Here is a 24,238-nt window from a genome sequence, read left to right as displayed (position 1 = left end):
TCACTCGTCGAGGAAGGAGCGCAGATGCTCGCTTCGCGTCGGGTGGCGCAACTTGCGCAGTGCCTTGGCTTCGATCTGACGGATCCGCTCGCGGGTCACGTCAAATTGCTTACCGACTTCCTCAAGGGTGTGGTCGGTATTCATGTCGATGCCGAAACGCATGCGCAGTACCTTGGCTTCACGGGCGGTGAGGCCGGACAGTACGTCACGAGTCGCTTCTTTCAGGCTCTCAACGGTGGCGACATCGATTGGCGACTGCATGGTCGAGTCTTCGATGAAGTCACCCAGATGGGAGTCTTCGTCATCACCAATCGGCGTTTCCATGGAGATCGGCTCTTTAGCGATCTTCAATACCTTGCGGATTTTATCCTCAGGCATTTCCATGCGTTCGCCCAGCTCTTCCGGGGTCGGTTCGCGACCCATTTCCTGCAACATCTGCCGGGAAATACGGTTGAGCTTGTTGATGGTCTCGATCATGTGCACCGGAATACGGATGGTGCGGGCCTGGTCGGCGATCGAGCGAGTGATCGCCTGACGAATCCACCAGGTTGCATAAGTCGAGAACTTGTAGCCGCGACGGTATTCGAACTTGTCTACCGCTTTCATCAAGCCGATGTTGCCTTCCTGGATCAGGTCCAGGAACTGCAGGCCACGGTTGGTGTACTTCTTGGCGATCGAGATCACCAGACGCAAGTTCGCTTCAACCATCTCTTTTTTCGCGCGGCGGGCCTTGGCCTCACCGATCGACATGCGACGGTTGATGTCCTTGATTTCAGCAATCGTCAGACCGGTTTCGGTCTCAAGCGCAGTCAGCTTCTGCTGGCAGCGGATGATATCGGGCTGCAGGCGGCCGATGGCTTCGGCGTATTTCGCCTTGCCCTTGGCCAGTGCGTCGGTCCAGCTTTCGTCAACTTCGTTGCCCGGGAACTGGCGCAGGAAGTCGGTACGCGGCATACGGGCATCCCGCACGCACAGCTGCATGATCGCACGCTCTTGTGCACGCAGACGCTCAAGGGCGCTACGAACGCGCTCGACCAAACCTTCGAATTGCTTGGGCACCAGCTTGATCGGCATGAACAGCTCAGCCAGCGCCACCAGCTCGGCAATTGCCTGCTTGTTGGAGCGACCATGCTTCTTCAGGGCCTTGCGGGTGATTTCCATTTGATCGGAAACCGCACCGAAACGCTGGGCCGCGACGATTGGGTCCGGGCCGCTTTCGACTTCATCTTCGTCGTCGCTGCTGGCTTCGGCGTCGTCGTCTTCGGCGTCGTCATCCGCTTTCGCGGCTTTGGCGTCGACAGGCGGCGGTACTTCGGCGGCAGGCGGCGCAATGCCGTCGTCCGGGTCGATGTAACCGCTCAGGACGTCGGACAGGCGGCCACCTTCGGTGGTGACGCGGGTGTACTCGGAGAGAATGTGGTCAACCGTGCCTGGGAAGTGCGCAATTGCGCCCATCACTTCACGGATGCCCTCTTCGATACGCTTGGCGATTTCGATTTCGCCTTCGCGTGTCAGCAGCTCGACAGTACCCATTTCACGCATATACATGCGCACCGGGTCCGTCGTGCGGCCGATATCGGTCTCTACTGCAGCCAGCGCGGCAGCAGCTTCCTCAGCGGCGGCCTCGTCGGTATCAGCGTCGGCCAGCATAAGGGAATCCTTATCTGGCGCGACTTCGAATACGTTGATCCCCATGTCGTTAATCATGCGGATGATGTCTTCCACCTGCTCTGGATCTGAAATATCCTCAGGCAGGTGGTCGTTGACCTCCGCGTAAGTCAGGTAACCCTGCTCACGACCAAGTGTGATCAACTCTTTGATACGAGACTGCTGTTGCGCTTTTCCGGACATAACACCCTATCCACTGAAGGTCTTGGCGGGCAAAAAACAAGCCGAGGATTATACCCGAGCTATGACCTCACACGCCAGCTGAGGTCGGGTTTGATGCGTAAACATTCTGTTTTAAGAGGTCGCGCATCTGTTTTGCTATCTGAATCTGCTCTTCAGCCGACAATCCCGGCTGCCTTGCTCTCTTAATGAGCTCATCGAGGGTCTGAGTGTGTTGACCCGCAGATAACCTATTAATGGTGTCTAAAAACTGTTGTTCAAGGTTGTCGCCGTCAATTAGCCACTCCTTTTCCGCCAATGCTTTCAATAAACGGCCTTGTTCCGTGCCGTGCCAGCGAGCCATCAGCTGGATTGAGTTTAGCTTGGGATTTTTCTGCACCGCCTCGATCAGGGCAATCAGCACCTGGGCGTAGGTGTTGCTTTCGTTGGCAAAGTGGTCGGCGCTTTCAACCTTGCCGGCCAGTTGTGGGTGATGAATCAGCGTACGCAGCGCAATAAGCGTCGGGGCTTCCACTGCTACGGGTGTGCGTGGAGCGTAGGCTTCATCGCGATCACCGCGCTTGCCATTTTTGCTCCAGGGTTTCTTGTCCCATTTCTTGCCGCCGGCCCCGGGCTTTTTCGGCGTCCACTCCTGTTGGGGGGCAAAGGCCTCCTGAGGCTGGTGAAAGTCGGCATAGTCCGGCATGGCGTCGTAATCCATGCCTGGATCGTAGGCTGGCGGCGCATCTTGCGGTGCGCTATGCACCAGCTGGCTCACGGCTTCGCCACTCAAACCGGTAATTTCCAGCAGGCGCTGGCGCATCAGCGTGCGCAAATTGGCGCCTGGCACCTTGTCGATCAATGGCGCAGCGAGGGTGGCCATATGAGCCTTGCCTTCGAGCGAGCGCGGGTCGGCTTCTTCGGTCAATTGCTGGAAAAAATAATCCGCCAGCGGCTGCGCATGTTGATTGATGCGCGCACGGAACGCGTCGGTACCCTCCGAACGGACCAGGGTATCCGGGTCTTCGCCTTCGGGCAGGAACAGGAAGCGTGCGCGGCGCCCGTCCTGCAGGCTTGACAGTGTGGCCTCAAGCGCACGCCAGGCGGCGTTACGGCCGGCCTGGTCGCCGTCAAAGCAGAACAGCACGCTGGGCACAACGCGGAACAGGCGCTTCAAATGCTCTTCGCTGGTGGCGGTGCCCAGGGTTGCCACGGCGTTGCGCAGACCTTGCTGGGCCAGGGCGATCACGTCCATATAGCCTTCAACCACGATGATTTCGTCGAGGTTGCGGTTGTTCTTGCGCGCTTCGAACAGGCCGTAGAGTTCCTGGCCCTTGTGGAACACCGGGGTTTCCGGGGAGTTCAGGTACTTGGGCTTGTCGTCCCCGAGTACGCGGCCACCGAAAGCGATGATGCGGCCACGGCTGTCGCGGATCGGAAACATCACGCGGTCGCGGAAACGGTCATAACGCTTGCCGGTCTCGGCGTTTTCTATCAGCAGGCCGGCATCGATCATGGCCTTTTGCTGCAGGGTGTCGCTGCTCAGGTGTTTGTACAGGTTGTCCCAGCCGGGCGGGGCGAAGCCGAGGCCGAAGTCGCGGGCGATTTCACCGGTGAGGCCGCGGCCCTTGAGGTAGTCAACGGCGGCCTTGCGCTGCGGATGGCTTTTAAGCGCCTGGCGATAGAAGTCGGCGGCCGCGGTCAGCAGCGGATACAGCGGCGAATCGGTAGGTTGCCGGGGTTTGTGCGGGCGGCCACTTTCTTCCCGGGGGATTTCCATGCCCGCGGCTTTTGCCAGATCCTCGACGGCCTGGGGAAAGTCCAGGTTGTCGTGGTCCATCAGGAAGCCGAGGGCGTTACCGCCAGCGCCGCAACCGAAGCAATAATAGAACTGCTTGTCGGGGCTGACACTGAATGACGGCGTTTTTTCTTTATGGAACGGGCAGCAGGCGGTGTAGTTTTTGCCGGCTTTTTTCAGCTGTACGCGTGAGCTGACAACATCGACGATGTCGGTGCGGTTCAGAAGGTCGTCAATAAAGCTCTGGGGAATCAGCCCGGCCATGGCGTTCTCGTCATCACTGCGTGTAAATGAGGGCCCGTGAAGTGTTCAAGCGCACGTATGGAGTGCTTGATCATCATCGTCTGCATGGGTCTTCAGGAAGTGTATCTGCCGAATATTCACTGAGGGTAGTTTCTGATCAGTGTTCGGCATGGAAATGTTGCCCGGGCGTCCGGTCTTGGCCAATGGTGGGCCTCGGAAACGCATCGATGGGCACAGCCGATACAGTTGATCGCCTGCTTGAAGAATAGGTGTGCTCGTCAGTAGCCTTGTTAGGCTCGTCAGAAGAGACGTGCACCGCTGGCAAAAGAGCCAGCCCTGACGTGTGAAGCAGTGTCTCGGTCGCATGTGCGGCGTCGACGGTGAAGCATCAAGCGATATCCGCAAATGCCAACAGCCCGGCTGAGGGCCGGGCTTGGCAGAAGCTTGCTACGAACGTCTGTGTATTAGTACAGACGAACGGCGCGGCGCTGTTCGCGCTGAACTTTCTTGGCGTGACGCTTAACAGCGGCTGCTGCTTTACGCTTACGCTCAGAAGTTGGCTTCTCATAAAATTCGCGGCTACGAACTTCAGCCAGAACACCGGCTTTTTCGCAGGAGCGCTTGAAACGACGCAGAGCTACGTCGAAGGGTTCGTTCTCTTTTACTTTGACGGCTGGCATCCAGAGCTACCTTCTTTCATTACCGGGAATCAACGTTCTCGTCGCAAAAAATTCGCGGCTGAGGTCGTCGGTTTTTAAGGGTTGCGGATGTTAACCCCTCATTGGCCGGAATGCAAAGCCTCTGATCGAAAACCGCTAGTCGGGAGGGGGAGTGGCGACTATTATGCGCGCCTTCGAATTCAGCCTCTACAAGGCGCAAACCCATGCTAGTACTGGGACTTGAAACCTCCTGCGACGAAACCGGAGTCGCACTATACGACAGTGAACGCGGGCTTTTGGCCGATGCACTGTTCAGTCAGATCGACCTGCACCGCGCCTATGGCGGCGTGGTTCCGGAGCTGGCCAGCCGTGATCATGTCAAACGCATGCTGCCGTTGATTCGCCAGGTGCTGGATGAGGCCGGCTGTGTGCCGACCGAGATCGACGCCATCGCCTACACGGCAGGCCCCGGATTGGTCGGAGCCCTTCTGGTTGGGGCTTCTTGCGCCCAGGCGCTGGCCTTTGCCTGGGGTATTCCCGCCCTTGGCGTGCACCACATGGAAGGCCATTTGCTGGCGCCGATGTTGGAAAAAACACCTCCAGAGTTCCCGTTCGTCGCTTTGTTGGTGTCGGGTGGTCATACGCAGTTGGTTCAGGTCGATGGAATCGGCCAATACACGCTGTTGGGCGAGTCCCTGGATGATGCCGCCGGTGAAGCGTTCGACAAAACCGCGAAGATGATGGGGCTTAACTATCCTGGTGGTCCGGAAATCGCCCGTCTGGCCGAGAAAGGCGTCGCCGGGCGCTACGTTTTCCCGCGTCCGATGTGTGATCGGCCGGGGCTGATGTTCAGTTTCAGCGGTTTGAAAACGTCCGCGCTGAATACCTGGCAGCAGAGCGTCAGCGCCGGGGACGACGGTCAGCAAGCCCGTTGCGACATCGCACTGGCGTTCCAGCAGGCCGTGGTAGAGACTTTGACCATCAAGTGCAAGCGCGCCCTCAAGCAGGCAGGTATGAAGCGGCTGGTGATCGCAGGCGGCGTCAGCGCCAATAAGGCGTTGCGCAGTTCGCTTGAAAAAATGCTCGGCGACATGCAAGGCCATGTGTTCTACGCCCGCCCGGAATTCTGCACTGACAACGGCGCGATGATTGCCTACGCCGGCTGCCAGCGCTTGCAGGCCGGGCAGCATGAAAGCCTGGCGATCAGCGTGCAGGCGCGCTGGCCGATGGAGCAGTTGCCGCCGCTGTAGGGCTTACGTGAACCGGTTTCGCCCGGCGTATTTAAAAATGCCGTTCGCGCCCGGCAAACAGGTCGCGTAGATTGCCGCGGTGGCGCCAGACGATCAGCAGTGTCAGCACGCTCATCGGCAGTAACGCCTGCGGTGCCTGCCAGGCCAATAGCGGCAGGGTAAGCGGCGTGGCAATCAGCGCGGCCAACGAGCTGGTACGGGTCAGGTAGAACGTCAGCAGCCAGGCGAGCATGGCCAGCAATGCTGCCGGTGGGTAGATGCCCAGCAGCATCCCGGCCGCGGTGGCGACACCCTTGCCACCGCGAAAGCGGAAGTACAATGGGAACAGGTGACCGAGGACGGCGCATATGCCCACCCAGGCCTGCTGTTGCAAAGTAAGGCCGGCGAGACTGGCGATCAGCACGGGCAGAAGGCCCTTGCAAACGTCGCCCAGCAGGGTCAGGACGGCAAGTTTCTTGCCGGCCAGGCGCAACATATTGGTGGCGCCGGCATTGCCTGAACCACTCATTCGCGGATCGGGATTTCCCGTCAGGCGGCTGAGCAAAATGGCGAAGGACAGCGAGCCGAGCAGGTAGGCGAAAATCGCCAGTGACCAAAACATGCTAACTATTCCGGGCGAGGACGCCCTGATTCTAACGGGGCATCGCGCCCTTGTCGTGCTGCGGAGAAGAGTGCTTGGACAGAGTGTTTATCGAAGGCCTGGAAGTGGACACCGTGATCGGTGCCTACGACTGGGAGCGCGGCATCCGTCAATGCCTGCGCCTGGACCTGAGCTTTGCTTGGGATAATCGCCCGGCCGCCGCGGGTGATGACCTGACCCTGGCGCTGGACTACGCCAGTGTATCCGCGCGTATCCAGGCCTTTGCCGAGCATTCCCAGTATCAGTTGGTGGAAACCTTTGCCGAGCGCCTGGCCGAAGTGCTGATGAGCGAATTCCAGATTCCCTGGTTGCACCTCAAGTTGACCAAGTCAGGCGCGGTGCCCGCTGCCAAGGGCGTGGGCGTGGAGATCGAGCGCGGATGTCGTTGACTCAGGTTTACCTCGGGCTTGGCAGCAACATCGAGCGCGAGAGCCGTCTATGTGCCGGCCTGGATGCGCTGGCAGGGTTCCTGACGCAGATGCGCTGCTCGGCGGTGTTCGAGAGCCAGCCGGTGGGTATCAAGAGCGGGCCGTTTTTCAACCTGGTGGTGTCGGCCTATACCGACCTGCCGTTGATGGAGCTGGACCGTCGACTCAAACTCATCGAGGCCGATAATGGCCGGTATGCACCTGACCGCAAAGGGTTACCGCTGGATATCGATGTGCTGTTGTATGGCGACTTGGTGGGGGATTTTGATGGATTGATCCTGCCGCGAGCCGAAATTCTGAAAAACGCCTTTGTATTGTGGCCGCTGTCGATGATGGCGCCGGACCGTGTTCACCCTGAGGCGGGCAAGACAATGGCCGAGCTGTGGCGCGATGCGCAGATCGATCAGGTGCTGGCGCCTGTCGGCTTCGAGTGGCAAGGCCAGCAACTTACACCGGACACCCTCCTGTAGAAGCCGAGCTTGCCGTGGCGAGGGAGCTTGCTCCCGTTGGGCTGCGCAGCAGCCCCACTATTTTGGGAGCGCTTCGCACTCCAGCGGGAGCAAGCTCCTTCGCCACAAAGGCCGTTATTTCGGTGAAGGCTGTTCCTTGTAGGCTTTCAGCGCGTTCAGCCGTTCGCGCTTGAGCGCTTCTCCCAGCTCGGGGCCTTTGAAACCTTTTTCCAGCAGTGGTGCGACCGGTACTTCGCGTGCAGCCTTCGCCGCGCCGCGCAAATAATCCGCCTGTGGATAACTGCGCTGCTCAAGACCCTTGCGGCCCCGGGCATCCATTTCGCAGGCCATCACAAATTCTTCGAAGCGTTGCGGCCGGCGGTACACGTCAAAGCTTTGCAGCAACTCCAGCAAAGTCGAGGCTTTCAGCTCCAGCGCTCGATGCCCATGGGTATGATATTGCCCCACCAGCAAGGCCAGTTCCTGGCAATCCCTCGGTACCTTGAAGCGTTCGTTCACCGCCTTGATCAGCTTCAAGCCACGGTGCTCATGGGCAATATGCTGCGGCAACTTATCCACAGGCGTCAGGCCCTTGCCCAAATCGTGCAGCAGGCAGGCCCAGCGTACGGTCAGCGGCTGTTTGTACAATGCAGCTTGTTCCAGCACGCTCAAGGTGTGTACGCCAGTATCTATTTCCGGGTGATGGGCTTCGGGTTGCGGTACGCCGAACAGGGCATCTACCTCCGGCATCAGGGTTTTCAGCGCATCGCAGTCGCGTAGCACCTGGATGAAAACCTGTGGCTGATCCTCCATCAGTGCGCGGGAGATTTCTTTCCAGCTGCGCTCGGGGGTAAGGGCCTCCAGTTCGCCGGACTCACTGAGCTGGCGCATCAATTCCAGCGTCTCGGGTGCGACCTTGAAACCCAGGTGTGCATAACGTGCGGCAAAGCGGGCGACGCGCATTACTCGCAGAGGATCTTCGGCGAACGCGGGGGAAACATGACGCAAAATGCGCGCTTCAAGATCGCGTTGGCCGTGATAAGGGTCGGTCAGGGTGCCGTCATCGTCTTCTGCCATGGCATTGATGGTCAGGTCGCGACGAATCAGGTCTTCCTCCAGCGTGACATCGGGGCTCGCGTGAAACACAAAGCCACCGTAGCCTCGGCCACTCTTGCGTTCGGTGCGGGCGAGGGCGTACTCATCGCCGTTTTTCGGGTCGAGAAATACCGGGAAATCGGCCCCTACGGGCTTATAGCCTTTGGCGAGCATCTCTTCGGTCGTTGCACCTACGACGACACGGTCGATATCGGTGACCTTGATGCCCAGCAGGCGATCACGCACCGCACCGCCGACTTTGTAGATTTTCATGAAAAAGCCTCCATTAGCGGCACAGGATAACGCCTGTGCCTGAGCAATGGAGGCTTTGCTGTTTCAGAGATGAACGACGGCCATGTCCAAGCGGCCGTAGTCGTTGTCGTTATGATCGCTGCGCGGGGGCACATGATGGGTTTTCATCACCTGATCGCCTTGCAGGGTCTCCAGGTGGATGTCAAACCCCCACAGTCGGTGCAGGTGCTTGAGCACTTCCTCGGTGGAATCGCCCAACGGCTTACGGTCGTGTTGCTGATGACGCAGGGTGAGCGAACGGTCGCCGCGCACATCGATGCTGTAGATCTGCACGTTGGGCTCGCGGTTGCCCAGGTTGTATTGGGCGGCCAGGGTTTCGCGAATGATGCGGTAGCCGGGTTCATCATGGATAGCCGGGACCACAAGGTCGTCTTTCAGGTCGTCATCCAGAATGCTGAACAGCTTGAGGTCACGAATCACCTGAGGTGAGAGGTACTGCAGGATGAAACTCTCGTCCTTGAAGCTGCTCATGGCGAACTTGATGGTCGACAACCAGTCGCTGCCAGCGATCTCCGGGAACCAGCGACGATCCTCCTCGGTGGGGTGCTCGCACATGCGACGGATATCGCGGTACATGGCAAAGCCCAGGGCATAGGGGTTGATGCCGTTGTAATACGGGCTGTCGAAGCCGGGTTGGAAGACTACGCTGGTGTGGGACGTGAGGAACTCCATCATGAAGCCGTCCGTGACCAGGCCCTCGTCGTACAGGTCGTTCATCAGCGTGTAGTGCCAGAATGTTGCCCAGCCTTCGTTCATCACCTGTGTTTGACGCTGCGGATAAAAATACTGGGCGATCTTGCGCACGATACGCACAATCTCACGTTGCCAAGGCTCCAGCAGCGGGGCGTGTTTTTCCAGAAAATACAGGATGTTTTCCTGGGGTTCGGCGGGGAAGCGTGCATTGTCCTTGTCGTTGTTTTTGCCGGCGCGCTTGGGAATGGTGCGCCACAGGTCGTTGATCTGTTTCTGCAGGTGCTCCTCGCGTTCCTTCTGGCGCAGGCGCTCTTCCTCGGCTGAAATCGGATAGGGACGCTTGTAGCGGTCGACCCCGTAATTCATCAGTGCATGGCAGGAGTCCAACAGGTCTTCCACCGCATCAATGCCGTGTCGTTCTTCGCATTGCATGATGTACTGCTTGGCAAACACGAGGTAATCGATGATTGAGCTGGCGTCGGTCCAGGTTCGAAACAGGTAGTTGCCTTTGAAGAAACTGTTATGTCCATAGCAGGCATGAGCCACCACCAGCGCCTGCATGCAGATGGTGTTTTCTTCCATCAGATAGGCGATGCACGGGTCGGAGTTGATCACGATCTCGTAGGCCAGGCCCATCTGGCCTCGCGTATAGGACTTCTCGGTGCTGAGGAAGTGTTTGCCATAGGACCAGTGGTGATAACCCAGCGGCATGCCCACCGAGGCATAGGCATCCATCATTTGCTCAGCGGTGATCACTTCAATCTGGTTGGGGTAAGTGTCCAGGGCATAACCTGCCGCGATACGGCTGATTTCCCGGTCATAGGCCTGGATCAGTTCAAAGGTCCACTCGGAGCCAGTGGATAGGGGTTGGCGCTTGTTCTCTTTTTTGGCGGTCATGTCACTAACCTGCGCTGGAAGAGTTCACGGAAGACCGGATAGATATCGCCGGCCGAGACCAGTTGCTGTTGGGCGAACGTGTCGGCAAAGGCTTCGCCGATGCGCTCGTATTCGAACCACAGGGCCTGATGCTCACGGGGGGTGATTTCAACATAGGTGTAGTACTGCACGAACGGCATGATCTGGTTGATCAGAATGTCGCGGCAGATCGGCGAATCGTCGTTCCAATTGTCGCCATCCGAAGCTTGTGCAGCGTAGATGTTCCATTCGTTGGCAGGGTAGCGCTCGGCCATGATTTCCTGCATCAGCTTCAAGGCGCTGGATACGATGGTGCCGCCGGTTTCCCGCGAATAAAAAAACTCTTCTTCATCCACTTCCCGTGCGCTGGTGTGATGGCGAATAAAAACTACGTCAATCTTGTCGTAGTTCCGTTTCAGGAACAGGTACAGCAGGATGAAGAAACGCTTGGCGATGTCCTTGGTGGCCTGGGTCATGGAGCCGGAGACATCCATCAGGCAGAACATCACGGCCTTGGAGCTGGGGTTGGGTTGCTTGACCAGCAGGTTGTATTTCAAGTCAAAGGTGTCGAGGAACGGGACGCGGTGAATGCGTGCGCTGAGTTTCTCGATTTCCGTCTCGATTTCCTGGATATCGCCGAAGTTGTCTGGTTCTTCACGCTTCAAACGCGCCAGCTCTTCCTTGGCCGCCTTCAGTTTTGCGCGGCTGCTGCCCGAGAGGGCGATGCGTCGTGCATGGGCTGAACGCAAAGTGCGGATGATGTTGATGCGCGAGGGGTTGCCCTCGTTGCTGATCCCGGCGCGTACGGTCTTGAACGTGTCGGTGCCGGTCAGGTTGCGCTTGACCAGGTTGGGCAACTCCAGGTCTTCGAACATGAATTCGAGAAATTCCTCCTGGGTGATCTGGAACACGAATTCGTCCATGCCTTCGCCGGAATTACCGGCCTTGCCCGGACCTTTGCCGCCACCGCCGCCTTGTGGGCGCTGGATGTGTTCGCCGGTGGTGAATTCCTTGTTGCCGGGGTGCACGACGGTCTGTTTGCCGCCGCGCCCGTGGTGAAGCACGGGCTCGTCAATGTCCCGGCCGGGAATGCTGATTTGCTCGCCATGCTCCATGTCGGTAATGGAGCGGCGGCTGACGGCTTCTTCTACGGCCTTTTTGATGTGGTCACGGTAACGCCGCAGGAAACGCTGGCGGTTTACCGTGCTCTTGTTCTTGCCATTAAGGCGTCGGTCGATCACATAGCTCATGGGGAGCCCTCCGGGCAGCTTCACGTTACAAGCTTCAAGCCGCGAGCTGGAAGCTTAGAGACAAGCGGTCAGCCGCCAGGCCGGATGCCTGGCAGCGTTGGCTTGTCGCTGCCTTACTGCGATTTACGCACCCGCAAGTACCACTCGGAGAGCAGTCGTACCTGTTTGTCGGTGTAGCCGCGCTCGACCATTCGTGTGACGAAGTCGTTGTGTTTTTGCTGATCCTCCTTGCTGGCCTTGGCATTGAAGCTGATGACCGGCAGCAGATCCTCGGTGTTGGAGAACATTTTCTTTTCGATGACCACCCGCAGCTTCTCGTAGCTGAGCCAGGTGGGATTCTTGCCATTGTTGTTGGCACGGGCGCGCAGTACGAAGTTGACGATTTCGTTGCGGAAATCCTTTGGGTTGCTGATGCCGGCCGGTTTCTCGATCTTCTCAAGCTCTTCGTTGAGCGCCACTCGATTGAGGATTTCGCCGGTTTCCGGATCGCGGTACTCCTGGTCCTGAATCCAGAAGTCGGCGTACAGCACATAGCGGTCGAAGATGTTCTGACCGTACTCGCTGTAGGACTCCAGGTACGCGGTCTGGATTTCCTTGCCGATAAACTCGATGTAGCGCGGTGCCAGGTATTCCTTGAGGAAGCGCAGGTAGCGTTCGCGGGTTTCCGCCTGGAATTGCTCCTGTTCGATCTGCTGCTCCAGTACATACAGCAGATGCACCGGGTTGGCGGCGATCTCGTGGGGGTCGAAGTTGAAGACTTTGGACAGGATCTTGAACGCAAAGCGTGTCGACAGGCCATTCATGCCCTCATCGACGCCCGCTGTATCGCGATACTCCTGGATCGACTTGGCCTTGGGGTCGGTGTCCTTGAGGTTCTCGCCGTCATACACCCGCATTTTCGAATAGATATTCGAGTTCTCCGGCTCCTTGAGGCGCGACAGTACGGTGAACTGGGCGAGCATCTTCAACGTGTCGGGTGCGCAGTGGGCCTTGGCCAGGGAGCTGTTGAACAGCAGCTTGTCGTAAATCTTGATCTCATCGCTGACCCGCAGGCAGTACGGCACCTTGACGATATAGATCCGGTCGATGAAGGCTTCGTTGTTCTTGTTGTTACGGAAGGTGTGCCATTCCGATTCATTGGAGTGGGCCAGCAGGATCCCGGTGAACGGAATCGCGCCCAGGCCTTCGGTGCTGTTGTAGTTGCCTTCCTGGGTAGCGGTGAGCAGTGGGTGGAGCACCTTTATCGGCGCCTTGAACATCTCCACGAACTCCATCAAGCCCTGGTTGGCCCGGCACAGCGCGCCGGAGTAGCTGTAGGCGTCAGCGTCGTTCTGTGGGAATTCTTCGAGTTTGCGGATATCGACCTTGCCCACCAGTGCAGAAATATCCTGGTTGTTTTCGTCGCCCGGTTCGGTCTTGGCTACGCCGATCTGGTTGAGGATCGACGGGTAGAGTTTCACTACGCGGAATTGGCTGATATCACCGCCGAACTCGGCCAGGCGCTTGGTGGCCCAAGGCGACATGATGGTGTTGAGGTAGCGCCGCGGGATACCGAAGTCTTCTTCGAGAATCGCGCCATCTTCCGTGGCGTTGAACAGGCCCAGGGGCGACTCGAAGACCGGCGAGCCCTTGATCGCGTAGAAGGGCACCTTCTCGATCAACTGCTTGAGCTTTTCCGCCAGGGACGACTTGCCGCCGCCGACTGGCCCGAGCAGGTAAAGGATCTGTTTCTTCTCTTCCAGGCCTTGGGCGGCATGGCGGAAGTAGGAGACGATCTGGTCGATGCATTCTTCCATGCCATGGAAGTCTTCAAAGGCCGGATAGCGGCGGATCACCTTGTTGGAGAATATTCGCGACAGGCGCGAATTGTTGGCGGTTTCCACCAGCTCCGGCTCGCCGATCGCCAATAGCAGGCGTTCGGCGGCAGAGGCATAGGTGCTGCGGTCTTGCTTGCACAGCTCGAGATACTCTTGAAGCGTGAGTTCTTCCTGCTGCGTGGACGCGAAGCGTTGTTGGAAGTGGCTAAAGATACTCATGACGTCGTCACCTCGCTCGATACGTGGAGCCGACGCCGGATCAATCAGCGGATGCTGGCAGTCATTGACACGCGCCAATGGCTGTTTTCCCCCCAGAACACCCTGAAACGCTACCGATGACCCGTACGCCGGTGTACCGGCTCTCCCCTGATTCGGATGGCCTGCGCTTAAGGATAGTTCGGAATCCGGGAGGTCAAGGCGCGATGCGCAATTAGTTTGGCTGCGCCGTTCGTCAGAAACGGCGCAAGCCCAAGCGTCACGCGGGATAGCGGGGTGTGAAAAAAATTATTGCGAATCGCCTTCGGAAATTTCCGAAGGGTAGGTCCCACGCCACAGCTCAAAGCCGCCGTCCAGGCTATAGACGTCGGAGAAGCCCTGGCTGACCAGGTAAGCGGCCGCGCTCTGGCTGGAATTGCCGTGGTAGCAGGCTACGATCAGCGGCGCATCGAGGTCGGCGGCGCGGATGAAGTCGGCGATGTTGACGTTGTCCAGATGCTTGGCGCCGGGGATATGAGCTGCCGCATAGGTAGGCTGGTCGCGGATATCGACGACCACCGCGCCTTGCTCGCGCAGCGCTTGGGCTTCTTGGGGAGGGATACGTTTGAATTCGGTCATGGCGGGCTCCTATGGTTTGGCGGCGGCCGGCTGGGTAATGGAAAGAGGGGGTTCACACTGGCAGCCGAAGCGCTCGCCGGTGTCGATGTTCATCAGGGTCATGGCGCCGCCCCATACGCAGCCGGTGTCGAGGGCGAACACGCCGGGTTCGTCGCATTTGCCTTCCAGGGCGGCCCAGTGACCAAAGATGATCTTCGTATCACGGGTCTTGCGCTCCTTATGGGCGAACCATGGCTTGTAGCCGGGTAGCGCGGTGTCGGCGCCTTCCTTGCTCTTGAGGTCCAGCTTGCCTTCAGCGGTGCAGAAGCGCATCCGCGTAAAGTAGTTGGTGATCACGCGCAGGCGGGTTACGCCCGTGAGGTCGTTGTCCCACTTCACCGGTTCGTTGCCGTACATGCCGTCCAGGTAGGTGGTGTACAGGGTGTCATCGGCCAGTGCACTTTGGACTTCAGCGGCGCATTTGAGGGCTTTTTTCAGCGTCCACTGAGGTGGGATGCCTGCATGCACCAAGGCCATGTTGCGGCCCTCATCGTAGTGCATGAGTTTTTGCCGGCGCAGCCAGTCGAGCAACTCGGCGCGGTCCGGCGCTTCGAGGATTTCGCGCAGGGTGTCGCCCTTTTTCAGGCGCTCGATGTTATTGCCGGCCGCGAGCAGGTGCAGGTCGTGGTTGCCGAGTACGCATACCAGCGAGTCACGCAGGCTATAGAGATAGCGCAGGGTCTCCAGGGAGTGGGGGCCTCGGTTGACGAGGTCGCCCACCAGCCACAGGCGATCGCTTGCGGGGTCAAAGGCTACGCGCTCGAGCAGGCACTTGAGAGGTTCCAGGCAACCTTGCAGGTCGCCGACCGCGTACGTCGCCATCAGTGCAGGGCTCCGGGCACCGCGAGGCGGAAGGGCTTGATCGTTGCGTCGAACAAATGACCGTCGGTAGCTTTCATCTGATACGAGCCCTGCATGGTGCCGACCTTGGAGGTCATCACCGTGCCGCTGCTGTAGGTGTGGCTGGCGCCGCTGTTGATCAAGGGTTGCTGGCCGACAACGCCTGCTCCACGCACTTCCTCGACCTGGCCGTCGCCATCGGTAATGACCCAGTGGCGCGACAGCAGCTTGGCCGGGACCAACCCGTTGTTTTTTACGGTGACGGTGTAGGCAAAGGCAAAGCGGTTCTGTTCGGGTTGCGATTGGTCCGCCAGGAAGCGGGTGACGACGCTGACGTCGATCTGATAGCGAGGATCGGACATGCAAGAGGCCTTAAAAGCAGGGGACAGCAGATGCGGGTCAGTCTAGGCCATGAGGTGGGCACTAGGCCAGATACGTGATCCAAATGTGGGAGGGGGCTTGCTCCCGATAGCGATGTGTCAGTTGAAAATGTATCCACTGATACTCCCCTATCGGGAGCAAGCCCCCTCCCACATTGGATCGCGTTGAGCCTTATCCTTCTGTCGGAGCTGGCTGAATCGCCAGTTGGTCAGCCAGGCGTACGAACGCGGCCAAGTCCAGCTGTTCGGGGCGCAGGCTGCCATCGACACCGGCAGCTTCGATTTCAGCGTTGCTCAGCAGGGCCTTGAGCGTGTTGCGCAGCGTCTTGCGGCGTTGGTTGAACGCTTCACGCACAACGCGCTCCAGCAGCTTGTGATCCTTGGCTGGGTGGGGCAGCACGGCATGCGGCACCAGGCGTACGATGGCTGAATCAACCTTCGGCGGCGGGTTGAACGCGCCCGGGCCGACGTTGAACAGGTGCTCCACGCGGCAATGATACTGGACCATGATCGACAAACGGCCCCAATCGCCACCGCCAGGGCCTGCGGCCAGGCGCTCCACCACTTCCTTCTGCAGCATGAAGTGCATGTCGCGGATGATCCCGGCGTTGTTCAGCAGGTGGAAAATCAGCGGTGTGGAGATGTTGTACGGCAGGTTGCCCACCACCCGCAGGCTATTGGGGGCGGCATTCAGGCTATTGAAGTCGAACTTCAGCGCATCACCCTGGTGCAGGTTGAAGTTGGGCTTGCCAGCGAACTGCTGGTTCAGGATCGGGATCAGGTCCTTGTCCAGTTCCACCACGTCCAGTTGCCCGCCGCTGGCAAGCAGGCCTTGGGTCAGCGCGCCCTGGCCCGGGCCGATTTCCAGCAGGCGGTCTTCTGGCTTGGCGTGGATGGAGCGCAGGATGCGGTCGATCACGCCCGCGTCGTGCAGGAAGTTCTGTCCGAAGCGCTTGCGCGCCCGGTGTTGGTAATGCTCAGTCATATACGGGTCTCGGCCATCTGATAGGCGGTTTCCAGGGCTACGTGCAGGCTGCCGGTATCGATCTTGCCGCTGCCCGCCAGGTCCAGGGCAGTGCCATGGTCGACGGAGGTGCGGATGATCGGCAGGCCCAGTGTCACGTTGACTGCAGCACCGAAGCCTTTGTACTTCAGCACGGGCAGCCCCTGGTCGTGGTACATCGCCAGCACTGCGTCGCAGTGCTCCAGATATTTGGGGGTAAACAGAGTGTCTGCAGGCAATGGGCCGCGCAGGTCCATGCCTTCTTGGCGCAGGCGCTCTAAGGTCGGTTCAATGATGTCGATTTCTTCATGGCCCAAGTGGCCGCCTTCACCGGCATGGGGGTTTAGTCCGCAGACCAGGATACGCGGTCGGGCAATGCCGAATTTGTGTTGCAGGTCGTCATGCAGGATGCGCGTGACGCGCTCTATGCGCTCGGCGGTGATGGCGTCGGCAATATCGCGCAGTGGCAGATGTGTGGTCACCAGCGCAACACGCAGGCCACGGGTCGCCAGCATCATCACGACCTGTTCGGTATGGGTCAGCTCGGCGAGGAATTCGGTATGGCCGGAAAACGCGATGCCGGATTCGTTGATCACGCCTTTATGCACGGGCGCGGTGATCATGCCGGCAAAGTCGCCGTCGATGCAGCCTTGCCCGGCGCGTGTCAGGGTTTCCAGCACAAAGGCTGCATTGGCCTTGTTCAGTTGCCCGGCGACCACCTTGGCCTGTAAAGGGGTGTCCCATACATACAGGCTGCCGGCCGGGGCGGGCAGGTCCGGCCAATTGCCCGGTGCCACTTCCAGCAAGTTGACAGCCACGCCCAACTGCGCGGCCCGCTCAAGGAGCAGGTCGCGGCTGGTAATGGCAATCAGGGGGTGTGGCTGAGGTTGCGAGGCGAGCAGCAGGCACAGGTCTGGACCAATGCCGGCCGGCTCGCCGGGTGTCACCGCGAAACGCTGGGGTTTCACTGGGTTGCCTGGTCGGTGCCTGTTTGCTCGGCGCCTGGCAGCTTGTTCTCTACGTAGGCTTCGTCACGGATCTGACGCAACCAGGTTTGCAGCTCTTCGTCGTATTTGCGGTTACGCAGCACGGTCAGGGCTTGCTGCTCGCGGGCCTGGTTGGTGTTGTCGGTGGCGCGACGGCCAAGGACTTCCAGGACATGCCAGCCGTATTGAGTCTTGAACGGCTTGGACAATACGCCTTGCGGTGTGTCGGCCATGACCTGTTGGAACTCGGGCACCAGGGCTTTCGGGTCGATCCAGTTCAAGTCGCCGCCGTTAAGGGCAGAACCAGGGTCTTCCGAGAAACTTTTGGCCAGGGTGGCGAAGTCTTCACCGCTTTCGATGCGGTCGTAGATCTTCTGCGCCAGTTCCTTGGTTTGTGCCTCGGTACGGATTTCGCTTGGTTTGACCAGGATGTGACGAACGTGTACTTCGTCTTTCAGCGAGGTCTCGCCGCCGCGCTTGCCCAGCAGCTTGAGGATAATGAAGCCACCTGGGGTACGTGCCGGTTGGGTGATGCCGCCGACTTCCATGGAGCTCAGCTCGCGATCGAACGGAGGCGGCAGCTGTGCGGCTTTACGCCAGCCCATGTCACCGCCGTCCAGTGCGTTATCGCTGCCGGAGACGGCAATGGCGGTCTGGGCAAAGTCAGCACCGGCTTTCAGGCGGTCGTACACCGCTTGGGTCTTGGCCGCAGCGGCATTCAGTTGCTCGGAGTTGGCGGCGTCAGGGGTAGGAATAAGAATATTGGCCAGGTGCAGTTCTTCGGAGAGCTGCATCTTGCCAAGGTCCGAGGCCAGGAAGTTCTTCACTTCCTGCTCCGATACCTGGACCCGTTCGGCCACACGGCGCTGGCGCACACGGCTGATGATCATCTCGCGCTTGATCTGGTCGCGGGCGTCCTCATAGGACAAGCCATCGTGAGCCAGGGCGGCGCGGAACTGATCAATGCTCATGTTGTTGCGTTGAGCAATGGTGCCGACGGCCTGGTTCAGCTCTTCGTCCGAAATCCGGATGCCGGAACGTTCGCCGATCTGCAACTGCAGGTTTTCGACGATCAGACGCTCCAGTACCTGGGGTTCCAGGACGCTGGTCGGCGGCACACCACCGCCACGCTTGGCGATGGTTTGCTGAACTTCCTTGACCCGTTGGTCCAGCTGGCTCTGCATGATCACGTCGTTGTCGACGATGGCCGCTACTTTATCCAGCTGTTGAACCGCGGCGTGTGCCGAAACAGTACCCAGGAACAGCGCGCCCAGCACTAGCGGGCGCAAACACTCAGAAAGCTTTGTCTTCACGTTCACGATAACCTTCAATGCCTTTGTCGAGGAAGCTCTCTACCTTGGCGCCGGTCAGGCCGCCGAGTCCTTTGAGGACGATCTGGAAGAAGAGCCCGTGGTCACCCTTTTCGTTAAGCGGGGCGATCTGGCTGTATTCGTCGTTGGAAACCCAATAGCGATTGATGACGCGCAGTTTCCAGCAGCAGTTGTCGTACTCGAAACCACCGAAGGCTTCCAGGGTGCGGTTGCGGGCATAGTCATACTGCCAGCGGGTGATCAGGTTCCACTGAGGAATGATCGGCCACATCATCGAGAAGTCGTGTTGCTGGATTTTGTAGTAATCCTTCACGTAGTTCTCTTGACCCGGAGTGCCGTAGTCACCACCGAACTGCCATTTGCCGGTCAGCTGGTTGTAGACCACCTGGTCATTGCGATAGCGGTAGCCGAGGTTGACGACCTTGTTCGGGTTGTCTTCTGGCTGGTAGTGGAACATCGCGCTGCCAGAGCGTGGGGCATGGCTTTCAGTGTCCCAGTTATAATCGGCCGTGGCACGCCAGTCGCGGTTGAAGCGGAATGCGTATTCCAGAGCGATCGGCGAGACATCTGTTCGGGAGTCATCTCGGTCAGCGGCCAGGACTCCTGGCAGTTGAACCTCGCGATCCTTGAAGTACAGTGCCTGGCCCACGGAAACACGCTGGCGTTCGAAGCCATTTTCTTCGATCCACCGGCTGGTTACGCCTAGGGATAACTTGTTCTCGTCACCGATCCGATCGTTACCGGCGAAGCGGTTATCACGGAATAGAGAGGCATAGCTGAACGAATATTCACTGGTGTCGAAAACCGGAATATCGCTTTGATCTTTGTTCGGTACGTAGAGATAGAACGCCCGCGGCTCAAGGGTCTGGTTATAGTCTTTACCGAACCAATTGGTTTTGCGGTCGAAGTACAACCCGCTGTCTACGCTCGCGATAGGAACAGCGCGATCTTGCGAACTCTTGAACACTCCGCCAGCGTAAGGGGCTGCACCGGGCCGGGTAGCGGCCAGTTGCGCGGCGACAATGTCATCCTTGCCTTTGCTGTCCAGGTCAAGATCATATTTGGTATAGACGTATTTGAGCTTCGGCGTAATAAAGCCATAGCTCCAGTTCATTGGGTACTCAACAGCGGGAGCTACGTTCAAGCGTGTTCCGTTTGCACGGGTCAGGCCGTTTACGTAGGTATCCAGGCGTCGTTCACCTATAGTGCCATCAGGATTGAACGGCCCGCCGTCTTCGTTAACCACATTACCGTTTCGAAGGTCTCGGTCAAATCTTACGGCTTCAGTCTCGTAGGAGAAGTTGAGCCCCCCCGGATGGTACGGCAGCTGACCATTGAAGGTGATCTGCGGCAAACGGTCATACGGAGTGATCTGCGAAATCGTCGCCAGTTGATATGACTGCAGGTTCACGCGAGCTTGATAGTTATCACCACTATAAGTCACGGAGCCCTGCTGGTTCAGGAAGTCCTGGCTCTGGATGCCTTCCTGATACGACTTCAAGTCCTGGAAGTAGAACGGATCACTGATCTTGGTGTAATCGACCTGAGTCGTCAGACGCGAATCCAACCCACCCTTATGCTGCCAATTGAGCATATAGCGGGTTTTTTCGTAATCGGTCTGCTTCTTCCGCTCGTCGCTATCATCATTGAGATACGCCCCACCAAACTGCCCTTCACTCGACTTGGTCAGGTAGCGGAATTCGCCCTCCATCAACAAGCCGCGCTTGGTCATGTATTGCGGGTACAACGTGGCATCGTAGTTCGGTGCCAGGTTGAAGTAGTACGGCGTTACCAGCGTGAAGCCAGTCTCGCTGCCGGTGCTGAAGCTCGGCGGCAGGAAGCCGGATTGACGACGGTCGTCGATCGGGAAGTAGATGTACGGGGTGTACAGGATCGGGATGTTCTTGACCCGCAACGTCGCGTTGGTGGCCGTACCGAAACCGGTGGCCGGGTTCAACGTGATGTTGTTGCCCTTGAGCTGCCAGGCGTTGCTGTCCGGCTCGCAGGTGGTGTACGTACCGTCCTTGAGGCGGATGATCGCGTTCTCGGCACGCTTGGCGTACAGGGCGTTACCGCGAATGCGCGACTTGTGCATCACGTATTCGGCGTTGTCGATCTGGGCGGCGCCGGTGTCGAGCTGGACCTGGGCATGGTCGCCCACGATCAGCGCGCCGTTGTCGCGCAGTCGCACCTTGCCGTTCAGCTCGCCACGGTTCTCGGCCTGGTACAGGCTGGCTTCGTCCGCTTCAAGCTGCATGCTGCCCTGGCGCATGACCACGTCACCGGCCAGGGTGGCGACCTGCTGTTCCTGCTCGTAGCGCGAGGCCTTGGCACCGATGAAGGTCGGCGCATCGCTCTTGTCCGTCTTGTCGTTCATGCCAGGACGAGTCGGCTCGATGTAGGCACCGCCGCAGTAAGGGCCGGTCTCGGCCAGCTGCGCTGCAGTCAGCTTGTCGCGAGGCACCCAGTCCAGGTGGCTGTAGTCGGCGCTGCGCGAGCGCAGGCCACGGCCCTTGGATTCGGTGACCAGCACGGTCTTGGGCTCGGCGTCGACGCTGCCGCCAGCCTTGCCTTGCGGCGTGCCGTTGGCCGAGCTGACGGCAGAACCGTCATGCACCGGGCGCGGTGGCAATGGGGCTGCGGCGGTCTTCGGCGCGCAATCCCAGGCACCCGAAGCAGAGACTGAGCAGTCATACTGTTCCGCGGCGACCACGAATGAGGTGGCGAAAGGTTGCAAGGCCAGCAGACTGCCGGTTACCAGCAACGGAAATTTTCTACGAAACGCGGGGGATTTCAATGCCATCTTATTAGTCCGGGCTTCCTGCGTGCCATCTGCCCGCGGTTTGGGCCGCACGCCTCTCGATGGTCTGAAAAAGATGCGTGATAATAAAGCATGCCCCGCTTGACGGCTAGCGCCGTCGGAGACCCTTGTAATGCCCGAGCAAGATCTACGTTTACAACAGCTGGAAGTCTGGCTGGATGAGCAGTTGCCGATCCTCTTCAACGCTCAGGACTGGGGCCCCGTACCCCCGGCCACATTGACCGCGGCCAGCAGCGACGCGAGTTTCAGGCGTTACTTCCGGTGGGAGGGCGGTGCCCATACGTTCGTCGTAATGGACGCTCCACCCCCCCAGGAAAACTGCAAACCTTTCGTCGATATCGCGCATTTGCTGGCGAAATCAGGAATAAATGTGCCAAAAATTTATGCAGAAGACTTGCCTCGTGGCTTTCTTTTGCTCAATGACCTGGGCAGAAAAACCTATCTGGATGTGATTGACGCTGAAAATGCCGATCAATTATTTGCCGATGCCATCGATGCGCTGCTGGCTTTCCAGCAATTGCCGATGGACGCACCATTGCCCAGCTACGACGTGGCCTTGTTGCGTCGCGAGCTTGAATTATTCCCGGAATGGTATGTGCGCCGTCACCTGGGGATCGACTTCGACGCTGAGCAACAAGCCCTCTGGCAACGCGTCAGCGAAAAATTGATCGACAGTGCCCTGGCGCAGCCCAAGGTGCTGGTGCATCGCGACTATATGCCGCGCAACCTGATGATCAGTGAACCGAACCCTGGCGTACTGGACTTTCAGGATGCGGTCTACGGCCCGGTGACTTACGACATTACCTGCCTGTTCAAGGACGCCTTCCTCAGTTGGCCCCAGGCGCGTGTGCGTGAATGGCAGCACGGCTACTGGCAGCGCGCCGGGCGGTTGGGGATCCCGGTGCAGGACGACTTCGAAGACTTTCTGCGCGCCAGCGACCTGATGGGCGTGCAGCGTCATCTCAAGGTCATCGGTATTTTTTCGCGTATTTGCCACCGTGACGGCAAACCGCGCTACCTGGCCGACGTGCCGCGTTTCTTTGCTTATATAGACGCGGTGCTCGCCGACCGACCCGAGTTGAGCGACCTGGGCGAACTGCTCGCCAGCCTGCGCCAGCCCGCCGAGGCCATTGTATGAAGGCGATGATCCTTGCGGCGGGCAAGGGCGAGCGCATGCGTCCGCTCACCCTGCATACGCCCAAGCCGCTGGTGCAAGCCGGCGGCAAGCGGTTGATCGAGTATCACCTTGAAGCTTTGGCGAAGGCCGGCTTTACCGAGATCGTGATCAATCATGCCTGGCTAGGCCAGCAAATTGAGAAGTACTTGGGTGACGGCGCCCAGTTCGGGCTGCGCATCCGCTACTCGCCGGAGGGGGAGCCGCTGGAAACGGGGGGCGGGATATTCCAGGCGTTGCCGCTGCTGGGGGATGACCCCTTCCTGGTGGTCAATGGCGATATCTGGACTGACTACGATTTTACCCGCCTCGGGCAGCCGATCCAGGGCCTGGCGCACTTGGTGATGGTCGACAACCCTGAGCACCACCCGTCAGGCGGGGATTTCTACCTGGATAAAGGTCTGCTTCATGATGCCACGCCCGGTGCCGATAACCTGACCTTCAGTGGCATTTCAGTGCTCGACCCCAAATTGTTCGCGGGTTGCAGCGCCGGTGCCTTCAAGTTGGCGCCGCTGTTGCGTGCGGCCATGGCTAAAGGTCTGGTAACGGGGGAGCACATGACGGGACGCTGGGTGGATGTCGGGACGCTGGAGCGTCTGGCGCAAGTCGAAACCTTGCTGACAGCGGAGCAGTAGGATGTTGTGGCCAGGGACGCTGATCGGCGCCGGGGCTGGCTTTGCCATTGCCAGTATTCCGGGGGCCTTGTTGGGTGCATTGCTGGGGCAGGCGCTGGATCGTCGCCTGCAACTGCACAGTTGGGCGCAGTTGCGCGAACGCCTGGGCGGGCGCCCGGCGTTGCGCAACGACGAACTGTTGTTTGTGCTGTTGGGGCGGTTGGCCAAGAGTAACGGCCGGGTTGTGGATGGGCATATCCAGCAGGCGCGTCAGGAGATGCGCGCCTTGGATATGTCCGAGCCGGCCCAGCGTCGCGCTATCAGCGCCTTCAACCGGGGCAAGTCTGGCAGCGACCGTGTGCGCAGCTACCTGCGTGTGCTCAAGGCGCAACCCCATGCGGCGGAAGGCGTGCTACGTGCCTGTTGGCGCATGGCCTGGGCGGACGGACGGGCGGATGACGCCGAGCGCGACCTGATCGACCTGTGGGGCAAATGGCTGGGCTGGACGCCGCAACAACTCCAGGCACTGGCAACCGATTACGCGCCGCAGCGCAAACCGCTGGCCAATCGTGGCGGAGCCTATCAGGAGGCGTTGCGGGTTCTGGGTGTGACGGCGACCACTGAGCCCTCGGTGATCAAGCGTGCCTACCGTCGCCTCCTCAGCCGCCACCACCCGGACAAGATCGCCGGCACGGGCGCCAGCCCTGCACAAGTGCGTGAAGCCACCGAACGCACCCGGGAGCTGCATAACGCTTATGCGTTGATTCGCGAGCGTCGGGATTTTCGCTGAGGCTGTCGGCCTGAGAGTCCCCTCCCACATTGTTTCTGCAACAGGTTCGA

Annotated in this window: 21 protein-coding genes; 6 read left to right on the top strand and 15 right to left on the bottom strand. The window is 59.3% G+C overall.

Features of this window, described 5'->3' with window-relative positions:
* The 3 genes from rpoD to rpsU all read right to left on the bottom strand — a co-directional run bounded on the left by rpoD (position 1) and on the right by rpsU (position 4,548).
* Positions 1 to 1,851, bottom strand: a complete 1,851-nt coding sequence (rpoD, locus tag E4P01_RS00505; protein ID WP_005792068.1) for an RNA polymerase sigma factor RpoD — start codon at positions 1,849 to 1,851, stop codon at positions 1 to 3.
* Between the two features lie 67 nt (positions 1,852 to 1,918).
* A complete protein-coding gene (gene dnaG, locus E4P01_RS00500; protein ID WP_005792066.1) occupies positions 1,919 to 3,889 on the bottom strand; it encodes a DNA primase in 1,971 nt (656 codons plus the stop codon).
* 443 nt (positions 3,890 to 4,332) lie between these two features.
* Positions 4,333 to 4,548, bottom strand: a complete 216-nt coding sequence (gene rpsU / locus E4P01_RS00495) for a 30S ribosomal protein S21 (protein WP_002551877.1) — start codon at positions 4,546 to 4,548, stop codon at positions 4,333 to 4,335.
* A gap of 203 nt (positions 4,549 to 4,751) precedes the next feature.
* On the opposite strand from rpsU, the gene tsaD reads away from it, so the two are divergent.
* A complete protein-coding gene (gene tsaD / locus E4P01_RS00490) occupies positions 4,752 to 5,777 on the top strand; it encodes a tRNA (adenosine(37)-N6)-threonylcarbamoyltransferase complex transferase subunit TsaD (RefSeq protein ID WP_005792063.1) in 1,026 nt (341 codons plus the stop codon).
* Between the two features lie 31 nt (positions 5,778 to 5,808).
* Here the strand turns inward: tsaD and plsY are convergent, their stop codons facing one another.
* The gene (plsY, locus tag E4P01_RS00485) at positions 5,809 to 6,378 is read right to left on the bottom strand and encodes a glycerol-3-phosphate 1-O-acyltransferase PlsY (protein ID WP_005792062.1); all 570 of its coding nucleotides are present in this window, start codon (positions 6,376 to 6,378) and stop codon (positions 5,809 to 5,811) included.
* A 74-nt stretch (positions 6,379 to 6,452) separates the two neighbouring features.
* Here plsY and folB point away from each other — a divergent pair, with 74 nt between their 5' ends.
* Together folB and folK are read left to right on the top strand one after the other, a co-directional pair.
* On the top strand, positions 6,453 to 6,806 hold the full coding sequence (gene folB / locus E4P01_RS00480; protein WP_216090385.1) for a dihydroneopterin aldolase: 354 nt from the start codon (positions 6,453 to 6,455) through the stop codon (positions 6,804 to 6,806).
* On the top strand, positions 6,797 to 7,315 hold the full coding sequence (folK, locus tag E4P01_RS00475; protein ID WP_032879174.1) for a 2-amino-4-hydroxy-6-hydroxymethyldihydropteridine diphosphokinase: 519 nt from the start codon (positions 6,797 to 6,799) through the stop codon (positions 7,313 to 7,315). The genes folB and folK overlap by 10 nt, the downstream gene beginning before the upstream one ends.
* A gap of 114 nt (positions 7,316 to 7,429) precedes the next feature.
* Here the strand turns inward: folK and E4P01_RS00470 are convergent, their stop codons facing one another.
* The 11 genes from E4P01_RS00470 to E4P01_RS00420 all read right to left on the bottom strand — a co-directional run bounded on the left by E4P01_RS00470 (position 7,430) and on the right by E4P01_RS00420 (position 21,592).
* Positions 7,430 to 8,662: a multifunctional CCA addition/repair protein gene (locus E4P01_RS00470; RefSeq protein WP_032879176.1), complete on the bottom strand. Its 1,233-nt coding sequence runs from the start codon at positions 8,660 to 8,662 to the stop codon at positions 7,430 to 7,432.
* A 63-nt stretch (positions 8,663 to 8,725) separates the two neighbouring features.
* Complete coding sequence (locus E4P01_RS00465; RefSeq protein ID WP_005792056.1) at positions 8,726 to 10,291, bottom strand: SpoVR family protein; 1,566 nt, start codon at positions 10,289 to 10,291, stop codon at positions 8,726 to 8,728.
* Complete coding sequence (locus E4P01_RS00460; protein WP_122735999.1) at positions 10,288 to 11,559, bottom strand: YeaH/YhbH family protein; 1,272 nt, start codon at positions 11,557 to 11,559, stop codon at positions 10,288 to 10,290. Before E4P01_RS00460 ends, E4P01_RS00465 begins: the two co-directional genes overlap by 4 nt.
* Positions 11,560 to 11,672: 113 nt before the next feature.
* On the bottom strand, positions 11,673 to 13,595 hold the full coding sequence (locus E4P01_RS00455; RefSeq protein WP_003194732.1) for a PrkA family serine protein kinase: 1,923 nt from the start codon (positions 13,593 to 13,595) through the stop codon (positions 11,673 to 11,675).
* Between the two features lie 285 nt (positions 13,596 to 13,880).
* Positions 13,881 to 14,210 carry a thiosulfate sulfurtransferase GlpE gene (gene glpE / locus E4P01_RS00450; protein ID WP_032879179.1) on the bottom strand — a complete coding sequence of 110 codons (330 nt, stop codon included), beginning with the start codon at positions 14,208 to 14,210 and terminating at the stop codon, positions 13,881 to 13,883.
* Between the two features lie 9 nt (positions 14,211 to 14,219).
* Positions 14,220 to 15,071: a symmetrical bis(5'-nucleosyl)-tetraphosphatase gene (locus E4P01_RS00445; RefSeq protein WP_078822480.1), complete on the bottom strand. Its 852-nt coding sequence runs from the start codon at positions 15,069 to 15,071 to the stop codon at positions 14,220 to 14,222.
* A complete protein-coding gene (gene apaG, locus E4P01_RS00440) occupies positions 15,071 to 15,451 on the bottom strand; it encodes a Co2+/Mg2+ efflux protein ApaG (RefSeq protein WP_032879182.1) in 381 nt (126 codons plus the stop codon). Before apaG ends, E4P01_RS00445 begins: the two co-directional genes overlap by 1 nt.
* Positions 15,452 to 15,641: 190 nt before the next feature.
* Positions 15,642 to 16,454, bottom strand: coding sequence for a 16S rRNA (adenine(1518)-N(6)/adenine(1519)-N(6))-dimethyltransferase RsmA (gene rsmA, locus E4P01_RS00435; RefSeq protein WP_005792048.1), 813 nt, complete (start codon positions 16,452 to 16,454; stop codon positions 15,642 to 15,644).
* Positions 16,451 to 17,440, bottom strand: a complete 990-nt coding sequence (gene pdxA, locus E4P01_RS00430) for a 4-hydroxythreonine-4-phosphate dehydrogenase PdxA (protein WP_078822479.1) — start codon at positions 17,438 to 17,440, stop codon at positions 16,451 to 16,453. Before pdxA ends, rsmA begins: the two co-directional genes overlap by 4 nt.
* Complete coding sequence (locus tag E4P01_RS00425) at positions 17,437 to 18,771, bottom strand: peptidylprolyl isomerase (protein ID WP_143508490.1); 1,335 nt, start codon at positions 18,769 to 18,771, stop codon at positions 17,437 to 17,439. Before E4P01_RS00425 ends, pdxA begins: the two co-directional genes overlap by 4 nt.
* Complete coding sequence (locus tag E4P01_RS00420) at positions 18,752 to 21,592, bottom strand: LPS-assembly protein LptD (protein WP_122736004.1); 2,841 nt, start codon at positions 21,590 to 21,592, stop codon at positions 18,752 to 18,754. Before E4P01_RS00420 ends, E4P01_RS00425 begins: the two co-directional genes overlap by 20 nt.
* A 130-nt stretch (positions 21,593 to 21,722) precedes the next feature.
* On the opposite strand from E4P01_RS00420, the gene E4P01_RS00415 reads away from it, so the two are divergent.
* From E4P01_RS00415 to E4P01_RS00405, 3 genes are read left to right on the top strand one after another with little or no spacing between them, the layout of a single operon-like run.
* Positions 21,723 to 22,748 carry a phosphotransferase gene (locus E4P01_RS00415; RefSeq protein ID WP_216090384.1) on the top strand — a complete coding sequence of 342 codons (1,026 nt, stop codon included), beginning with the start codon at positions 21,723 to 21,725 and terminating at the stop codon, positions 22,746 to 22,748.
* On the top strand, positions 22,745 to 23,419 hold the full coding sequence (murU, locus tag E4P01_RS00410) for an N-acetylmuramate alpha-1-phosphate uridylyltransferase MurU (protein ID WP_216090383.1): 675 nt from the start codon (positions 22,745 to 22,747) through the stop codon (positions 23,417 to 23,419). The genes E4P01_RS00415 and murU overlap by 4 nt, the downstream gene beginning before the upstream one ends.
* Before the next feature lies 1 nt (position 23,420).
* On the top strand, positions 23,421 to 24,188 hold the full coding sequence (locus tag E4P01_RS00405; RefSeq protein WP_078822474.1) for a TerB family tellurite resistance protein: 768 nt from the start codon (positions 23,421 to 23,423) through the stop codon (positions 24,186 to 24,188).
* The last annotated feature ends 50 nt before the right edge of the window (positions 24,189 to 24,238 follow it).

The sequence above is a fragment of the Pseudomonas sp. NCIMB 10586 genome (assembly GCF_023127895.1).
Taxonomy (GTDB): Bacteria; Pseudomonadota; Gammaproteobacteria; order Pseudomonadales; family Pseudomonadaceae; genus Aquipseudomonas; species Aquipseudomonas synxantha_A.
The sequence above is the reverse complement of the archived record's forward strand: the minus strand, read 5'-3'. Positions and strand labels throughout refer to the sequence as shown.